17 protein-coding genes are annotated in these 17409 nt (G+C 38.6%); 6 read left to right on the top strand and 11 right to left on the bottom strand.

The features are described 5' to 3' along the window. Positions 1–173 precede the first annotated feature (173 nt). The 5 genes from NU887_RS11090 to NU887_RS11070 form a co-directional block, all read right to left on the bottom strand. Complete coding sequence (locus tag NU887_RS11090; protein WP_258423436.1) at positions 174–512, bottom strand: hypothetical protein; 339 nt, start codon at positions 510–512, stop codon at positions 174–176. Positions 513–801: 289 nt separating this feature from the next. Then, the gene (locus NU887_RS11085) at positions 802–1290 is read right to left on the bottom strand and encodes a VOC family protein (RefSeq protein WP_338080993.1); all 489 of its coding nucleotides are present in this window, start codon (positions 1288–1290) and stop codon (positions 802–804) included. A 69-nt stretch (positions 1291–1359) separates the two neighbouring features. Continuing rightward, positions 1360–2322, bottom strand: coding sequence for an NAD(P)-dependent alcohol dehydrogenase (locus tag NU887_RS11080; protein ID WP_258423435.1), 963 nt, complete (start codon positions 2320–2322; stop codon positions 1360–1362). 42 nt (positions 2323–2364) lie between these two features. Next, positions 2365–3327 carry an NAD(P)-dependent alcohol dehydrogenase gene (locus NU887_RS11075; RefSeq protein WP_258423434.1) on the bottom strand — a complete coding sequence of 321 codons (963 nt, stop codon included), beginning with the start codon at positions 3325–3327 and terminating at the stop codon, positions 2365–2367. 39 nt (positions 3328–3366) lie between these two features. Further along, positions 3367–3831: a hypothetical protein gene (locus tag NU887_RS11070; RefSeq protein WP_258423433.1), complete on the bottom strand. Its 465-nt coding sequence runs from the start codon at positions 3829–3831 to the stop codon at positions 3367–3369. Between the two features lie 302 nt (positions 3832–4133). On the opposite strand from NU887_RS11070, the gene NU887_RS11065 reads away from it, so the two are divergent. Beyond that, positions 4134–4766 carry a hypothetical protein gene (locus NU887_RS11065; RefSeq protein ID WP_258423432.1) on the top strand — a complete coding sequence of 211 codons (633 nt, stop codon included), beginning with the start codon at positions 4134–4136 and terminating at the stop codon, positions 4764–4766. Positions 4767–4802: 36 nt separating this feature from the next. On the opposite strand, the gene NU887_RS11060 is transcribed toward NU887_RS11065, so the two are convergent. From NU887_RS11060 to NU887_RS11045, 4 genes are all read right to left on the bottom strand, one after another. After that, entirely contained in the window at positions 4803–5615 is an 813-nt protein-coding gene (locus tag NU887_RS11060) for an alpha/beta fold hydrolase (protein ID WP_258423430.1), read from the bottom strand. Then, positions 5612–6670, bottom strand: a complete 1059-nt coding sequence (locus tag NU887_RS11055; protein WP_258423429.1) for a flavin monoamine oxidase family protein — start codon at positions 6668–6670, stop codon at positions 5612–5614. Before NU887_RS11055 ends, NU887_RS11060 begins: the two co-directional genes overlap by 4 nt. Before the next feature lie 124 nt (positions 6671–6794). Continuing rightward, entirely contained in the window at positions 6795–7358 is a 564-nt protein-coding gene (locus NU887_RS11050; RefSeq protein WP_258423428.1) for an SRPBCC family protein, read from the bottom strand. A 64-nt stretch (positions 7359–7422) separates the two neighbouring features. Beyond that, positions 7423–8001 (bottom strand): Crp/Fnr family transcriptional regulator, encoded by a 579-nt coding sequence (locus NU887_RS11045; RefSeq protein ID WP_258423426.1) that lies wholly within the window; start codon positions 7999–8001, stop codon positions 7423–7425. 136 nt (positions 8002–8137) lie between these two features. Here NU887_RS11045 and NU887_RS11040 point away from each other — a divergent pair, with 136 nt between their 5' ends. After that, positions 8138–8350: a hypothetical protein gene (locus NU887_RS11040; RefSeq protein WP_258423425.1), complete on the top strand. Its 213-nt coding sequence runs from the start codon at positions 8138–8140 to the stop codon at positions 8348–8350. Positions 8351–8422: 72 nt separating this feature from the next. On the opposite strand, the gene NU887_RS11035 is transcribed toward NU887_RS11040, so the two are convergent. Continuing rightward, on the bottom strand, positions 8423–8704 hold the full coding sequence (locus NU887_RS11035) for a DUF427 domain-containing protein (protein ID WP_258423424.1): 282 nt from the start codon (positions 8702–8704) through the stop codon (positions 8423–8425). A gap of 160 nt (positions 8705–8864) precedes the next feature. On the opposite strand from NU887_RS11035, the gene NU887_RS11030 reads away from it, so the two are divergent. The 4 genes from NU887_RS11030 (at position 8865) to NU887_RS11015 (ending at position 17089) form a co-directional block, all read left to right on the top strand. Further along, positions 8865–9434 carry a Crp/Fnr family transcriptional regulator gene (locus NU887_RS11030; protein WP_258423423.1) on the top strand — a complete coding sequence of 190 codons (570 nt, stop codon included), beginning with the start codon at positions 8865–8867 and terminating at the stop codon, positions 9432–9434. Positions 9435–9509: 75 nt separating this feature from the next. Continuing rightward, positions 9510–10193, top strand: coding sequence for a hypothetical protein (locus tag NU887_RS11025; RefSeq protein WP_258423422.1), 684 nt, complete (start codon positions 9510–9512; stop codon positions 10191–10193). 1202 nt (positions 10194–11395) lie between these two features. After that, the gene (locus NU887_RS11020) at positions 11396–16648 is read left to right on the top strand and encodes a PAS domain S-box protein (RefSeq protein WP_258423421.1); all 5253 of its coding nucleotides are present in this window, start codon (positions 11396–11398) and stop codon (positions 16646–16648) included. 12 nt (positions 16649–16660) lie between these two features. Beyond that, positions 16661–17089 carry a response regulator gene (locus NU887_RS11015; RefSeq protein WP_258423420.1) on the top strand — a complete coding sequence of 143 codons (429 nt, stop codon included), beginning with the start codon at positions 16661–16663 and terminating at the stop codon, positions 17087–17089. On the opposite strand, the gene NU887_RS11010 is transcribed toward NU887_RS11015, so the two are convergent. Next, the gene (locus NU887_RS11010) at positions 17090–17311 is read right to left on the bottom strand and encodes a hypothetical protein (RefSeq protein ID WP_258423419.1); all 222 of its coding nucleotides are present in this window, start codon (positions 17309–17311) and stop codon (positions 17090–17092) included. Positions 17312–17409: the final 98 nt, after the last annotated feature.

Genomic DNA, 17409 nt, shown 5'->3' with positions numbered 1-17409 from the left:
TGAAAATGGACTCATGACAAATAATAAGCAAATCAAAATAATCCTGCTCTGAAATTCAGAGAACTTGAACAAATATTATTCGGTTTTTTCGAAAAAAAACCTTTAATTAAATTGAATCTTGGTCTACCCGAAGGCAGGTTCAAAACTTCCCTTTCTGTTTTTTTACACTTGACTTATCGGGAGTTCACTATAATTTTTGGATCAAATACAACTACTTCTGTGCTTCCCTCAGCTGTATAATGAATATCATACTTTTGCTCTGCGCCATTCCGAACAGTGTTGCTTATAGTACCCACCCATCTTTTTGAAAAAAGTTTCTTAGCAGGTTTTTTACTAAATACCTCATCTCCTCCACTTTTTTCGATTTTATTTATTTTTTTAACACCTGAGGTGGGGCCTATGATCCAAATCACTTTATCTCCTTTTTCCACTTCGGTAATTCCATTATTAGGCAAAACAAGATCTCCATTTGGTTGAATGCCCGAAATTGTAATCTCTTTGATTATTGGCATATCTAAGATTAAATAAGTTAAGTGATGAATTTTAAAAACTTCTCTAGCAATTTAGAAAAATAATTGTAAATGCGTATTATTCAATAGGTTAATTTTGCATACAAATAGCCTAAAACATGGAGTAAAAATCATTTTTTTAAATTTTTTACCATTAAGCATACTACTAAAAAATAACACAATACTTTTCAAAAAAATAAAGTTTCCCTTCCAAAACTTTGTCTACAATGAATTGAACAAAAAGATCAAGGCATATAGGTTTCTTTTTTTGATTTTAAGCAACCTACCTCAATTACAGGTGTTGGTCCAGCAAAATCAAATTCCCGTCGGGATCTCTTAGCATCAAACTTGCCGGGCCGGAAGAATTCTCATCTGCTTCAGCATCCAATTTGACACCTTTTGATTTCAAATGCTTTTGGATGGCTCTAATATCATCAAAGGATTCAAGTTCAACCGCATTTTCATCCCATCCGGGATTAAATGTCAGGATGTTTCCTTCAAACATTCCCTGAAACAGTCCGATAAGGGTTTTTTCATTTTTCATGATGAGGTAATTTTGCTCCATGGAGCCTGCAAATTGTGTAAACCCAAGGTTTTCATAAAAAGCCTTGGAAGCTTGCAGGTCCTTGACACTCAGACTGACTGAAAATGCACCTAGTTTCATATTTTCTAAAGTTTCGTCGTTGTTGATTTGGTTTGAAATCGACTCTGTAGGTTTTATCAGAAACCCAAAACAAAAAGCTGTTATTATTCCCAAGATATAGAAGCTCAATTTTTTCATGGCAAATTGGTCAATATTCATATTAAAGATCTGAAAAAAAAAATGAAATATAAGGATTCCAAAAAACCCTTATCCTATATCTATCACTACGTTGCCGACCTTCTCCTTTGTCTCTACATATTTGGTGGCTTCAATGATTTTAGACAAAGGATACCGCCGGTCAATTACTGCCCGGTACTTCCCTGATTCGATCAGTTCTTTGAAAAAAACAATGTCTGACTTACTGTCTGTCACAATCGGGAACTTAACCTTTTTTCCTCCGAATAAAGGTGTCAATAGGGTCAGGAATACATTTTGGGCTAGGTAACCAAATTCTGTCGAAACATACACGCCATTTGGCTTGAGTAATTTTCGGCATTTGAAATAGGAACTTTTCCCCACCGCATCAAAGACAAAATCAAAGTCATTGCCTGCAAGTGTAAAGTCTTTCTTTGTATAGTCAATGACTTCATCTGCTCCCAATGACCTGACAAGGTCCATACTCTTGGTATTACAAACTGCCGTTACTTCAGCCCCAAAGAATTTCGCCAATTGCACTCCAGCTGTCCCTATTGACCCTGATGCACCATTGATGAGGATTTTTTGAGGTTTGGAGTAATCGAGATCCTTAAGGAATCCATTTGCAAGCATCAGTCCGTCACAAACTGCGGCCGCCTCCTCAAATGTAAAGTTCACAGGTTTGATAGCTATAGAACCTGACTCCGGAACACAGATATATTCGGCATGTGCCCCGAATTTTTTGGTACTTAATCCAAATACCTCATCGCCTGTTTTAAAGCCACTGACCTTGGAACCAAAAGACTCCACTGTTCCTGCAAATTCTGATCCCAGGATTTTTACTTTAGGTTTAAAAAAGCCATTGAACAATCTGATGATAAAGTAATCCGGCTTTCTAAATCCGCAATCTGTTCTATTGACTGTGGTGGCATGGACTTTTATCAAAACCTCAGTATCTTTTGGAACAGGTTTTGGGACTTCCATCAATTGAAGGACATCAGGTGTCCCATATTTAGAATTAACAATGGCTTTCATTGGAAGAGATTAGTGGAAAATTGATTGGAAAAACGGCTGTTTCTAAAAAAGGTTGATGGTTACATTCCCTGTTTTTTGACCTGTTTCGACATAAGCATATGCTTTGGAAATGTCATTTAATGAATATTCTCTGTCTATAAGTGGCATGAACTTTCCTTCTTCCATCATATTCTTCACCAAAGCCAAACTTGTTTTAATGTCGTAAGGAAAAGGGAATTTGACTTGCTTTCCCCCCATCAAAGGCGTGACAAGTGCTAAGATTGGGTTTTGGTTTTTGGGTCCCAACTCTGAGGAAATGTAAATCCCTTTAGGCTTCAGAATTGGTTTGCATTTTCCAAAACTGCTTTTACCTACAGCGTCAAAAACATAATCAAAAGTTTCCCCGATTAGCGTGAAATCTTCCTTTTCATAGTCAATGACTTTATCTACTCCCAAAGAACTGATCAGTCCCAAGTTTTTATATGTGCAGGTAGCCGTTACATGGAGACCTTGATACTTCAACAGCTGCACCATAGCCGACCCGATGGCACCGCTTGCACCATTGACAAAAGCCCTTTGTCCCACTTCCAACTTGACTTTGTTGATAAAGTTGATGGCATAGTGGGCACCTTCTATACTTGCAGCGGCCTGTTGGAAACTTATGTTTTTGGGCATGTGGCTAATGAATTTCTCTGTTTTGCAGACAAGGTATTCTGCCTGAGAACTCATTCCCTGGTCAGTAAAGCCAAAAATCCGATCACCGAATCTAAAGCCTTTTACGGATTTGCCAAGCCCCTCTACCATTCCTGCAAAATCAGTCCCCAGCACGGGATTACTTGGCTTGGTCAATCCTGTGAAAAATCTCATGATAAAAGGATGGGCACGGAGAATCGCACAATCTGTTCTGTTTACTGTCGTGGCATGAACCCTAACAAGTACCTCGTCATGCTTAGGTATGGGTTTAGGAATTTCCTTGACCTGAATCAGTTCAGGAGGTCCATATTGATAATATACAGCAGCTTTCATATAGGTCATTTACATAAACCGGGTGGATAAAAGATCAAATCAGGGTGTCAAAACCACATCTAGTTGCCTTCCTTCTTTGGCTGCCTTGGCATCCAATGTAATACCAAATCCAACTCCGATAGCCATTCCAATCGGAAGCCCTAAACCAAGGAAGGCCAAATTCCCTATGGAAATCCCAAATGCAACACCGAGAGGAACTCCAAAAGTTGACATGCCCAGGACAAGCCACAGGTTACGGTAATGGTTCTTTACCACAAGCTTTGACTCCTTTTCAATCACCTTTAACACATTGCTTTGTGATTTGGTGAGGGCCTTGGCGAAGTCTTTTTCAGAAATAGAGATGGAATTGATGTTTTGGATTTCAGCATTGATGGTTTCCACCTCCTTTTCTGAAAGCTGTCTTTTCCTTAATTCATGGATCAGGTTCGAAAAACAATTGATCCTTTTGTTGATCTTTTCATTTGATGTAAACTCCGGTCTTTCGTTGATTTGGATTAGGGACATGTGGTTTATGGTTAAATTAAAAAGAATATGAATATAGAAACTATGAATAAAATATCCCATCCTATAGCTTTCAAATTGACAAAATGGCTAAAGTGATTCCCTAAGCGCTATCCATAATTAAGAATCGGGAAATTCAATACTTAAAAAACACTGATCAAAAAACCATTTGATCATTTAATCCAATCACTATTGAAAAAGTCTTCTTTGTCAAATATTTTATAAAAGACATCAAAACTTCTTATCAGTTTTTTTGTTTCAAAACTATTAGGTTTGGTTAAATTAATTCCCAAAATCCAAGTATAATGACAAAGAATCTTGCCTCCGGTTTATTACTGTTACTATTTATGGGGATTGTGCCGGTTTCCTGTATCGACCAATGCAACGGTCCCTGTGGCTGTAATCCTGTCTTTGAAACAGAAGATTTCGCCATCACCACTTTTTCTATAGAAACACTGTTTCGCGCTGACAAGAATTTTGCCTTTGATCCAAACCGGTACTATTTCCATCAGACTTTATACAAGGCATTTTGGGTCTCAGGACTGAAGCCTGTCAGCGAAATCAAAAGCCAAGAAAAGGTTTCTTTCTTTTTGAATACAGCCTATGCCTGCAGCCCACCTGAATCTTACTCCATTGAAACGCTGAGGTCAATCAGGATCATCAATAAAAAAAATCTTATTGTCAATGAAAACGAAACCTTGGAGGAAGGCGCTGTGATCAATGAAAAATTCGTCCTTACCCAGAATTTTCAGCAGGAATATAACCTGACCGATTTCATTAACAACAGACACAGATTCCTCAAGAATGAGCGGCTTTACCTCAAATTTATCGGCGTACCTTCCGGGAACTTAGAACTTATTTTTGATTTGGAAATAGAATTGGACAATGGTGTCGTCTACAGGTTTGACAATGAAACCATGAAAGTCAATGGCGGCTAAGATTCTCAATTTTAGCCATTGAACCTTCTGAGGTGACTATCCCAAGAAAGCTACAATCCTGTCCACTACTTTTTGATCACGCAAAATCCTGAAGTGGCCAGTTCCCTCAAGGACTTCCAAAGTCGAAGCTTTCCAGTTTAGATGTACTGCCTTGGATTGGGAAAGAGGTACAATCCTGTCATTTTTATCCTGAAGGATCAACCCTTTTACTACGTTAATCTTTTTGACAAACAAAGAAACATTCAACTCACTCACTTCCATCCCGGTTTCTTTCTTTAACCTTTGTATCAGTTTTCTTTTTACATTTTCAGAAATCCCCATCTGTTTTGCAACATGGTCAATCCGCTCAGAAAACTTATCTGGCGCAGTAAGCAAGACATATCTTTCGATCCGGATGTCGGGATTGGTACTCAGTGAATATGTCGTGGCTACACCTCCAAAGGAATGGCTGACCAACTTGCTCACCTCAAACTTTCTGATCATCTCTCCCACCAATTTGGTGAATTCCATCAGACTTGTCGGACCTTTGGAACTGTTACCATGTGAGGGACCGTCAAAAGCAAAGACGGTGTAATCGGCACGCAACAGACCCTCTATGATTTCAGCAAAATTCCCGGACTGACCTTCCCATCCATGGATCAAAAGGACTTTTTTGGAGCCACTTCCCCATTTGTATGTTTGGATCAAAAATCCGTTGAAATGGATCTGTTCTTTTTCTGCCCTTTCCAGAATTTCGATTTCATGTGCACGTAGCATCTTGATCTGTGGGTTGGTCAGTGCCTGATATGCCCTTCCTACGACCATGTTGGGCAATAAGACCGAGGCGATCTGCAACAAAAGTTTTTTCATAAGATTTGGCTGAATAAATTTTCTGAGACCACATTGGCTGCCTTTACCGCACCGTCCATATAGCCACCATAGGTTTTGGCAGTCTCAGCTCCACACAAAAAGAGCTTGCCTCCCATAAAAGATCCATTGAAAACCTGATGGCCGTTGTTCTGATGGGGAAGCAAAAACCCGTCTTGGGGAGACTTGATGTATTTGTCGTCCCAGATTTTATCGGAGTAGCTGAGGAATTCTGCCGCTTCCTGCCCGTAGTATTGTACAAGTTGTTGAACAACCCTCTTCTTCCTCTCTTCCGGACTAAAATGAGATGCGCTGCCGTTCAAGAATCCTTTGAGGGCAAACTTTGACTCCTCAAAATCAGTGTGGTCATATATTTCAGTTGCCAGCCCTGATTGGCTGTAAACGTTCCCTGAAAATCCTTTTTCTCTCCAAAAAGGGGAAGCATATTCCACAGCAAATTTTACCGAGCCACTCATCCAAGTTTGAACGTTTTGAAGGATTTCGGAAGCTTCTCGGGGCAGCTCAGGATGTACCTTGATGCCGTAGGAAAAAATCCTAGGAGGCATCGCAACCACAAGATGATGACAAAGGTTTTCCTTGCCATTTTGGTCCATCAGTATGAGTTGATCATTGTCTTCGCTTATTTCAAGAATGTGCGTGTTGAGGATGATGTTTTCCTCTCTTACATATTTTGCCAAAGCGGAGATCAGAGACGAAGTACCCCCCTGAACCCGGTAGGAAGAAGACTCCGAAGCGGGGATATAATATTGATGGGGAGGCTCAAAGGACATGGTCTCAAACAAGGCGATGCCCTCTTCTTTTTGCTTGAAAAAGCCGATTTCCAACTCCTGAAGCAGCTTTAAAAGATGTACATGGACATCTCCAAACCAAGTCGCCCCCATTTCCATGGGAGTACCAGCCTTCCCGAATACGGTTTGAATCCTTCCCCCAATCCTATCCTGTGCTTCTAATATTTTACAAAAAATCCCCCGTTTCCGAAGGTTATAAGCAACAGTAAGCCCACTCAGTCCAGCTCCGATAACGATGATTTCACGCATTTTCTGATGTTTTCCTAAAGGTAGTTCAATCCATAAAGAACAAACATAGAAACTCAACTTTGTATCTGAAAATCCCGGTATCCTTCAAGCAATCAAACTTTATTCGAATTCATACCCTTTTTGTTTAATCTACCTTTTCAGCCTTCAATTTCATTTCTCCTAACCAAACATCATGGAGTTGGTGGAGCTTTTTGCCCTGAAAGGTCTTCTCAAAAAACGTCAGCCAACCGTTTTGTGCTTCTTCGGTGATGACTTTGCACCCTTCAGCAGTAGGCACGATCAGCCAAAAATGGTACCCCTGAATACTTTTGATTCTGGATTCCCAAGCCAGCAGCCTGTTGGGTTCAAATTCCTTGATGGTGGTATTTGGGAATTTCAATCCCATCGTTTCCCAGTTGAATTGGGAATCAGCTTGGAGAACTTTGTCCGACGGATTAATAAGGGAGACGTTTTTTGCCCCAACATACCATGATTCCCATGTCAAGGCATCGATCAGGATATTCCATACCACCTCGGGCGGAGCTGAAATCTCGATTTCATTGTGAACAAAAAACTTACTTTTTTCAGGTTCAAATTCGGTCGGCCACGAAATCAGAGGGGTTCGGTCTTTTAGGTCTTTTTTTTGCCCAGTGGCCTCAATGCCCAAAGCGAATGCAAAAAGAGAAGTCAGGATAAGGTATTTATTCATTTGTCTGTCATTTATTACAGCACAAACTTACCCCCTACTTACTCCCCAAAACGATAACAAATGTTTAGACTTTTTGGCTGTCTGCTTTTTTCAACCTGCTGAGATGAACCGGGGTGATGCCTAGGTAAGAGGCAATCATATGCTGCGGAACCCTGTTATGAATACCGGGAAAAACCTCAGAAATGCTGTCATACCTTTCCTTGGATGTCCGTGAATACATATTTCTCACCCTTGTATCCTGGTACACAAAATAGAATTCGGCAATCAACCTACCCATCTTTTGGCCTTCTTTAAGGTTCTCATAACCCCAATAAACTGCCTCTCGGGGCAATACCACAACGGTGGTTTCTTCCAAGGCCTGCAAGGTGTAGATAGAATCTTGGTTGGTCAAAAAGCTGGTGTAATCGGCAATGAACTGATTTTCCATCGCAAAGTGGACAGTATGTTCTGTTCCTGCATGGTCGGTGACTACTACCCTGACCATGCCTTTTACAATAAAAAAGATCTCATCGGGAACAATTCCGGGAGCTGATAGAATCTCCTGTCTTTTGAATGTTTTGGAAAAAATTTTCCCAAAAAACACCTCCAATTCCTGTTCCGAAATGTCAATCATTTGTCGCATTGCCTGCCTTAAATTTTCCATTGAAGTTTTGGTTTTGCCAAAGATGATAAAGGAACAAAAATTTCTTTAATTAGTTTTTAGCGCTTTATCCACATTTTGAATTTGGGTTTGGGAGAACCATCGTGTCGCCTAAAAGCTGACAGCGAGAGCCAAAAAAGTGAGACGGGTTACCAAAAAGGCAAAAAGTGTCACCTCTGAGGAGACCGCTGTCGGCAAAAAGGCGACTCGGGTAGAAAATGAAGTGGAGTACTTCAGAAGTACCCCCTCCACTTGGGAATTATCTTTGAAGAATAAATTATTTTTACCTCCCGGTTCTCAGGAATGGCATTTCAGCAGCTTGGGAAGATTACTGGATTTTTTATTCCACTGACTTCAGTCTTAGAAAATAAATGCGTGGAATTAGATGCTGATAGCTATCGCCACCACCTAGTGTGGACTACTATTAATGTTTTATCTCCACACCTTTCCAAAAAGCGACATAGCCTTTGATTTCATTGGCAGCTGACTTAGGTTCGGGATAAAACCACGCAGCATCTTTGTTTGCCTCGTCGTCAACTTCAATGGTGTAATAAGAAGCTATCCCTTTCCAAGGACAGGTTGAATGGGTTATGGAGGATTTGAAAAATTCCTTCTTGATGCTGTCAGCAGGAAAATAATGATTTCCCTCAATTTGAATTGTTTTATCGCTTTCAGCTAAAATTTGGTTTTTCCAGAAGGCCTTCATGATCGTATTTTTATGATTAGTAATTTATTGATTTAAAAGTTTTTGTAATGTTTGATTATAAGACCCATTTGAACATAAAAGTTCAGCCAATCCATCTGTCAATCATTTAAACAATGGATAAGGTTGCTGTTATTTTTAACAAAATGAATTAATTTAGATCATGCATGAAGTTTTAAAATCCTATTTTCATAACCTCACCAAAATCGAGGAGGAAAAACTCGAATCGCTATCTCCTTATTTCAAAGAAAAAAAAGTAAAAAAGAACGAATTTTTACTCAAGGAAGGTGAAGTCTGCAAATTCAATTATTTTGTTATATCAGGTTGCTTGAGGTTGTTTTCTGTAAACAATGAAGGGTTTGAAAATACAAGGTACATAGCATTTGAAGGTAAATTTGGAACCTCTTTTACAAGCTTGATAACCGGACAGCCTTCTATAGAGTATATCCAAGCCCTGGAAAAATCCACCCTACTTTATATCAGTAAAGAGGATTTTTATTTCTTGGTGGAAAATGAACCTTCTGTTAATAAAATCTACAGGAATATTTTGGAATCTGCTTACATCACGACCCAGAGGAGAATTTATGATTTTCAAGGGACTGATAGCCTGGAAAGGTTGAGATCGCTGATTTATCATCAGCCCAAAATTTTAAGCAGGATCTCTCATAAAATAATCGCCAGTTATTTAGGTATCACACATTATACACTTAGCCGGTTAAAAGCCCAGCTCTAGTATCAAAACGTTGATATAGAGCAACTATTACTGTTTTTTGATTTCTGAAATTTGCATAAACTAAATGAAAAACTTATGCAAGTTTCAAACCTAAAATCAAAAAGATACTTATTACCACTTCTGACAATATTGCTTTTTATTGGAGTTTTTCAATCAGCTTTGGCTCAGGAATTTGTCCCAAAAGTCCCCACCCCTGTTGAATTTATGGCGGGTAACAACAGGATGTTTTTTCAGATGGTGGTCAAGAAAAAGTTTACTCCTGAGAGTAGATTCGGATTTTTGAGTGTATCCTCTATAGCTGCAAGCTATGATAATGATATGGAAGATCTGGATTTTGCTAGCCCGGTATTGATCAACTATAATATCTATAAAGGATTTGGTTTGGTCGGCGGAACTTCGATCAACAATGCGGTGGGTTTTGCCCCGCTGCTTGGTGCGCAACATTCATTTACCAATAAGGAATGGGTAGCCGTGACTATAGTTTCGGCATTTCTTCATTCCAAAAGAAATGTAGAATTTTTTGGGATCTATGAGTATAAACCCACCCTTACTCCCAAAACCAATTTATACACTAGGATCCAAATGTTGTACATCCACAGTACGCGTGACAACCTGCATGCAAGGAGTTTTCTTCAAATCCGAGCCGGATTAAAAAAGAATGCTTTCAATTTTGGCTTGGGAGGAAATCTTGACCAATATGGTCCTGAAAAAACATTCAAACCAAATTACGGAGTCTTTGTGGGTTGGGCTTTTCAATAATTCTATTTAGGTATCAGGCGGAATTTCCTGATACCCTTTGCTATTGTAGCATTTCCTATTTCTTAGATCAAATGGACAACCGATACTGATATTGAGTCCAAAAGTTAAACCCAAATCAGGAAAAAATTGGGGGACAAAGAACGAGATGATTCTGGTTTATTGCTGAGGATATGCAAATCAGGAATATCCATTTACTTCAAAAAAACAAGATTAAGCTAAAGATTCCATCCTTTTTGACAAAGGTATTAGATTCGACCCTGTCTGGATTTACCGGAATTTGACAAAAACAATCATCAGCTTCCTGTCCTATGGAGGTGTTTTAGATTGTTCACCACAATGAAGTTGTGGAAAAGAAGCAATTAATAATTTTTAAATTTGGTTGTTTATTTTAAAAAGAAAATTCCGATTAATGGATAAGAAAACAAAACCGTTAACCTGCCAACCGCTGCTTGATTATTTCGGGAAACTGATTCTTTTGTAGTGTGTGGTTTATGGAATCAAATTGGATTTTTCATTCTTCAGTTGAAGGCATAAGTTGAACTTCTCAGAATGAGAATTTCAAATCCCAATAGGGGGATTAATTGATATCATATAAATCAATAGACTCATAAGCAAAGCTGTAAAGTACTTCAATACCGGTTGAAGTCCAATGATTCTTTTGATTTAGAAATAATGAAAGTAGGAAGCTAATACTTGGCTTTATTTTTTTGCTTAACGAAATACTATCAGCTTATCATATATGTTTGAAATACGGTGGTAGTAACCCTAGAATCCTGTCCTCAAATTCTTACCGATACAGAATGTTTTTATGGTTTGGATTATCCTAAATAATAGTTTGCAGTGGCAGTTGGATTTACAGTTAAAAAAAACTAAGTTTAATTAATATCTGCCAAGAAATGATAGTGAGAGTAGAAAAATTCGAACTGAAAGGGTCAATAAATTGATCATCAAAACCAAACATATATAACCACAACATAATTGATTAAAGGTCAAATAATGCTTATAATACATTGGTTAATTCCACCGGATTGTCTGTTTTTTTGGCTAGAAGTTTAACAGCAACTATTGGATTCGAGTATCTCCCTGCGATAACCCAAGCCAAGGAAAGCCCAAACTCGACAGTTCGTTTATATCTATTTCCTTCACAACGAATTTTTAATACAATCTTATATTTTCCGATTTGCCCAAAACCTTCAAAATATATGGTAATTGATGCTATGACCAATAACCTTTTCAGCCTTAATCCTATCCCATCATGGATCTTTGACTATGTGACTCAAGAAATCTTAGAGGTAAACATTGCTGCCATCAACCATTATGGATATTCAAGAAAAGAATTTCTTTCGATGACCTTAAAGGATATCCATCCCAAAAAGGAAATCTTGGAAATTAACGCGGGCCGGGATCAACCTGAGGGGAATATTAATTTTGGGGTTTTCACCCACCAAAAGAAATCAGGTGAGCTGATCCGGATGGAAATCAATGCGAACAAAGTTGACTACTTTGATCGACCATGTATGTTAGCGGTGTGCCTTGATGTAACAGAAAAGGAAAATCAGGTTTTAGAACTGAAAAGAACGGAAGAAAAATTAAAGTCTATATCGTCAATGGCTAAGATTGGCTATTGGAGGTTGGAAATAGATGGCAAAACCTTAACCTGGACAGATGAGGTTTATAATATTTGGAGCAGGGACAAGAACAGCTTTGAAGTCAACTTTGAAAATTTCAGGAGCAGCATTCATCCTGACGACCTTCAAGGATTAATGAAGGAACAAGATGATGCATTCTCAGGAGAAAAAGAACTCGATTATATACACAGGATCATTCTTCCCGATAAAAGTATCAAGTGGGTACACGAATTGGGTAGATTGATAAAGGATGAAAATGGGAAGCCGATTGCCTTTGAAGGAACTGTACAGGATATTACAAGGCAAAAAGCTGAAGAACAGCGGCTGAAGTTGCTTGAAAGTGTGATCACCCATACCAATGATGCTGTTCTGATCACAGAAGCTGAACTATTTGACGAACCTGGTCCAAGGATAATCTATGTCAACGAGGCTTTTACAAAAATGACAGGTTACACTTCCGAAGAAGTAATCGGTAAATCTCCCCGAATCCTTCAAGGTCCAAATTCAGATAGAGAAGAATTGGCAGTGCTCAGCAAATCCATCCGAAACTGGCAACCCTATGAAATCACCACCATCAACTACAAAAAAAACGGAGAGGAATTTTGGATCAATTTTTCTGTAATCCCGGTAGCCAATGAAAAAGGCTGGTATACACACTGGATTGCTATCGAAAGGGATGTGACGGAGCAAAAAAACAAAGAATTAGAAAAAGACCTCATCAATACCATAAGTGATATTTTCCATCAAAGCATTGATAATGATTTAACAAAATGCCTTTCAAATCTTTGCGAACACATTATCAAGATTGGTGATTTTGATCTTTCTGAAATATGGCTACCTGCTATTGATGGTAAAAGCATCAATCGCGTAGCTCATCATGCGAAGGGAATAACAGGAAGTACCTTTTATCAGGCAACGAAGCAAATTACCTCTTGCGCTCTGGGGGAAGGGTTACCGGGCAATGTTTGGCAAAACAAAACAATCGAAATTTGGGGAAATGTTGAGGGAGAATGGCTTATAAAAAGAAAATTAGCTGCTAAAAAGGCAGGCTTTGAAGCCATGATGGGAGTGCCTTTAAAAAATAAAGATGAGGTAATAGGTGTTCTTTTATTGGGAACTGTTAAACCAAAATCAGCGCTGACTCCATATATCGACTTATTGAGAAAATTAGAGTCAGCGATTGGAAGTGAACTAAGCAAAAAGAAAGTTGAAATCGAATTGGCTCAAATTTTTGACTTTACACCCGATTTAATCTGCATGGCAGGTTTCGATGGCTATATAAAACGAATCAACCCAGCAGGCCTAGCTTTGTTAGGTTATACCCTGGAAGAAATATGCTCTAGGCCCATCATCTCATTTTTACACGAGCAAGATAGATTGTTGACAAGTGACGCTCAATTGAAACTTTATAATGGTGAAAATATAAGAAACTTTGAAAATCGTTATGTCACAAAACAAGGTAAAGTAATTTGGTTGAGTTGGACTTCAACCTCCTCTCCGGAACAAGGTGTTGTATATGCAGTTGCCAAAAACATTACTGAAGAGAAGAACCTAAGAGAATTAAACCGTCAAGTTGGCAAACTCGCTAAAATAGGAAGTTGGGAGTTTGATGCAGTAAATAACACCATCTTTTGGTCAGATGAAGTTCATCAAATCTATGGGACAGACCCCAAGTCCTTTGTGCCAAATGTGGAAGCGGCTTTTAATTTTTACAGAGAGGATTATCGCCATCTAGCACGATCAAGTTTTGAAAAATGTATTCTAACCCAACAGCCATATACGATTGAGGCGGTTATCGTCACTTCCGGCAATAAAGAACTTTGGGTACGCACCACTGCGAAAGCAGAATTTATGGATGGGGTATGCACACGCGTTTATGGCAGTTTTCAGGATATACATGATTTTAAAATGTCAGGAATAGCCATGGCTGAAAGTGAAGCAAGGTTCAGAACCATCTTTGAGATTGCTACTTTGGGTATTGCACAGGTTGATCCTTCAAACGGCCAAATAATTTTAGTCAATTCCTATTATGAATCCATCACAGGTTATTCTAAATCTGAACTTTTAAACATGAAATTTCCGGACCTTACCCATCCGGAGGACAAAGAAAAAGATTGGAAAATTTTCAGCAAAGCTGCCCTAGGGGAAGGAGAATACAGAAATGAAAAGCGTTATGTGAAAAAAGACGGTTCCATTGTTTGGGTTCGCTTACACGTTGCATTTATAAGGGACAAAATGGGTAAGCCTGTAAGGACAGTGGCTATTTGTGAAGATATCACGGATAGAAAAGCTGCGGAATTACGCCATCAGTCTTTGGCTGATAACTTACCTGGGGTGGTTTTTCAATATTTATTGTTTCCTGATGGCACAGATGCTTTAAGAAACGTGAGCAAAGGATCCAAAAAGATCTGGGAATATAGTCCTGAAGAAGTGATGGACGATGTTCATTTGGTTTGGAATCAAACCAAAGCCGGCGGTGATTTCAATCAGGTGAGACAAAGTATTTTGGATTCTGTAAAAAACAGGTCCAAATGGACAGCACGCTACAGAACAGTATCTCCAAGCGGTGAAAGGCGGACACTTCAAGGATTAGGCTCTCCTGATTTTTTACCTGATGGGACAGTGCTTTTTAATTCCATGGTGATGGATATTACCAAGGAAGTCGAAAATGAGGAGTTGTTGAGACAAGCTACCAGTATGGCAAAAATTGGAAGTTGGGAAATCGATTTGCACAGAGGTAAAATATTCTGGTCAGATATGGTCCACGAGCTTCATGAAACAGATCCTAATTCCTATGAACTTGATTGGGAAACTGCCATTCATTTTTACAGGGAAGATTTCCATGAAGTTGTCACTGAAAAATTGTCAAAATGTATAGAGAAAGGTGAATCATTTGATTTTGAGGCAGTAATTGTGACTGCTACTAGGAAAGAACGATGGGTTCGCGTCATAGGAATTGGGGAATTTATAGAAGGTAAATGTCAACGTATTTTTGGGAGTTTTCAGGATATAGATTTACCAAAATCATTAGAGCTTCAAATTCTCGAGATTTTGGAAAGTATTTCCGATCCATTTTATGCCGTAGATGAACATTGGAACCTTACCTATTTTAATACTGAAGCTGAAAATCTACTCAAAAGAAAAAGCGGGGGTAAATTCAATAAAGAAAATTTTTGGAAAGTTTTCCCTCAAGGGGAAGAAACAGGATTAAAATCCAAATTGGAAAGTGTTGCAAAGTCCAAAGCAGCAAAAACATTTGAATACAATTACCCTGTTGATGGCAAATGGTATGAAATCACCGCATATCCTTCTAAAGGAGGTGTTTCTGCCTTTTTTAAAAATATAGATGATCGGATTAAAGCGGAAGAAGGATTAAAGAAGGCTTTTCAGGAAAAAAACAACATCATAGAAAGTATTGCAGATGCCTTCTTTACCATGGACAGCGGTTGCATTGTCTCTTATTGGAATCATGCTGCCGAGAAACTTCTTGGTGTAAAAAGAGAAGAAATTATCGGTAGGAATCTTTGGGATCTCTTCCCTGATGCAGTGACCCTTCCTTCCTATATTAATTACCATAGGGTTCTGGAAACAGGAGAAGCTATTCACTTTGAGGACAATTTTGGCAAGTGGCTGGAAGTGGATGCATATCCTTCGGAAGAGGGGATCACGGTTTTTTTTAGAGACATTTCCCTTAGAAAAGAAGCAGATTTTCGTCTTTTGGAAGCGAATGAACGATTTGAAAAAGTGACTGAAGCCACCAACGACGCAATTTGGGATTTTGATGCTGTAAACAATACGTTGTTTTGGGGGAAGGGATTTTTTACGTTGTTTGGATACAATCCTGATGAAATAAATCCAACATTTGAATTGTTGATGTCATGTATTCACATAGAGGACCGGGAAAGGATCATCAACAAAGTAAATCGCTTTATGTCGGATCCTGAACTCAAGGATTGGTATGAGGAATACCGTTTCTTAAAAAATGACCATACCATAGCTTTTGTGATTGACCGCGCTACTTTTATTAGAAATAGCGAAGGAAAAGTGATCAGGGTAATTGGTGCCATGAATGACATTACGGAAAGGAAGAATTCTGAACTTCAATTACTGTCCCTTAATGAATCTCTTCAAAAGTACGCCAAAGAACTCGAGCGCTCAAACGAAGAGCTGGAACAATTTGCCTTTGTCACCTCTCACGATCTTCAAGAGCCCCTAAGGATGATTTCGAGCTTTATGGATCTCCTCAAAAGGAAATATGGTTCACAATTGGATGAAAAAGCAATCCAATACATCCATTTTGCAATAGATGGAGCAAAACGAATGAAGCAGATAATATTGGAATTATTGGAGTATTCAAGGGCAAGCAGTTCTTCCGAAGGCAAAGAATTGGTTGACCTAAATGAAATCCTCGATGAATATAAAAAATTAAGAAGAACAGTCATTTCAGAAAAGTCAGTATCCATTTCTTACCAACCTCTTCCCTCCCTTACAACGTACAGCGCTGGGATTACCCAAGTATTGCATGCATTATTGGACAATGCTATCAAATATTCGAAAGAAGACGTTCCTCCGCAAATTGATATCCATTCAATCGAAAAAGAAAAGGAATGGGAATTTTCCATCAGAGACAATGGAATTGGTATTGATCCAAATTTTATTGATAAAATATTCGGTATCTTTCAGAGACTGCACAACCATGACGAGTTTGAAGGTACCGGAATCGGCTTATCAATTGCAAAAAAGCATGTGGAGTTTTTGGGTGGCAGAATATGGGTAGAATCTGTTCCCGGAGTTGGAAGCACGTTTTATTTTACTGTTGCAAAATAAATTGAAGAAAAAATGAAATTAAAACCTGCACATATACTTCTGGTGGAAGACAATGAAGGTGACATCCTACTCACTTTAGAAGCCTTTGAAGAAAGTAAATTGGTTTCTGAGATCAGTGTGGCAAGGAATGGGCAGGAAGCACTTGATTTTCTATTCAGAAAAGGATCATTTGTTCATTCACCAAAGCCAGACCTTATCCTGTTGGATATCAACTTGCCAATATATAACGGTCATGAAGTATTGCGGCAAATCAAAATGGATTCAAGTCTCAAAAAAATACCGGTAATTATGCTAACCACCTCTTCCAATCCTAAGGATGTAAACATAGCTTACAGCAATCATTGCAACAGCTATTTGAAAAAGCCTCTGGAGATAGAGGAATTTTTTAATGTAATCAAAAAAATTGAGCAGTTTTGGTTACAACTGGCAATAAGACCTTAATTAATTAAAGTTGTTATTCACGACTTTGTCGAAAGCACAACAGTATACTACAGGCTGCACGGGATTTAAATCTTGGTTGTCCAATTCCACTGCTTCTCCTTCTCTTTTTTCATCCCCACTTTCCAACAAAGAACCGCTTCCAAATAGGATAAAAACAAGGCAATGGTTAATTGCTACCTTCTTTAGCCAAATAAATGAATAATTCTGAATGAAGAATGACATTAAGCAGAGGTATGGATTTGGATTTAATGGCAACCTGCTTTAGCTGGTGGATAAAAAAATGAAGAGAGGGTTTTAGGCTTTAACCAAAGAAAAAGTAA

Origin of the sequence: Aquiflexum gelatinilyticum (genome assembly GCF_024741135.1) — a bacterium.
Lineage (GTDB): Bacteria > Bacteroidota > Bacteroidia > Cytophagales > Cyclobacteriaceae > Cognataquiflexum > Cognataquiflexum gelatinilyticum.
This window is presented reverse-complemented; position numbering and strand designations above follow the sequence as displayed.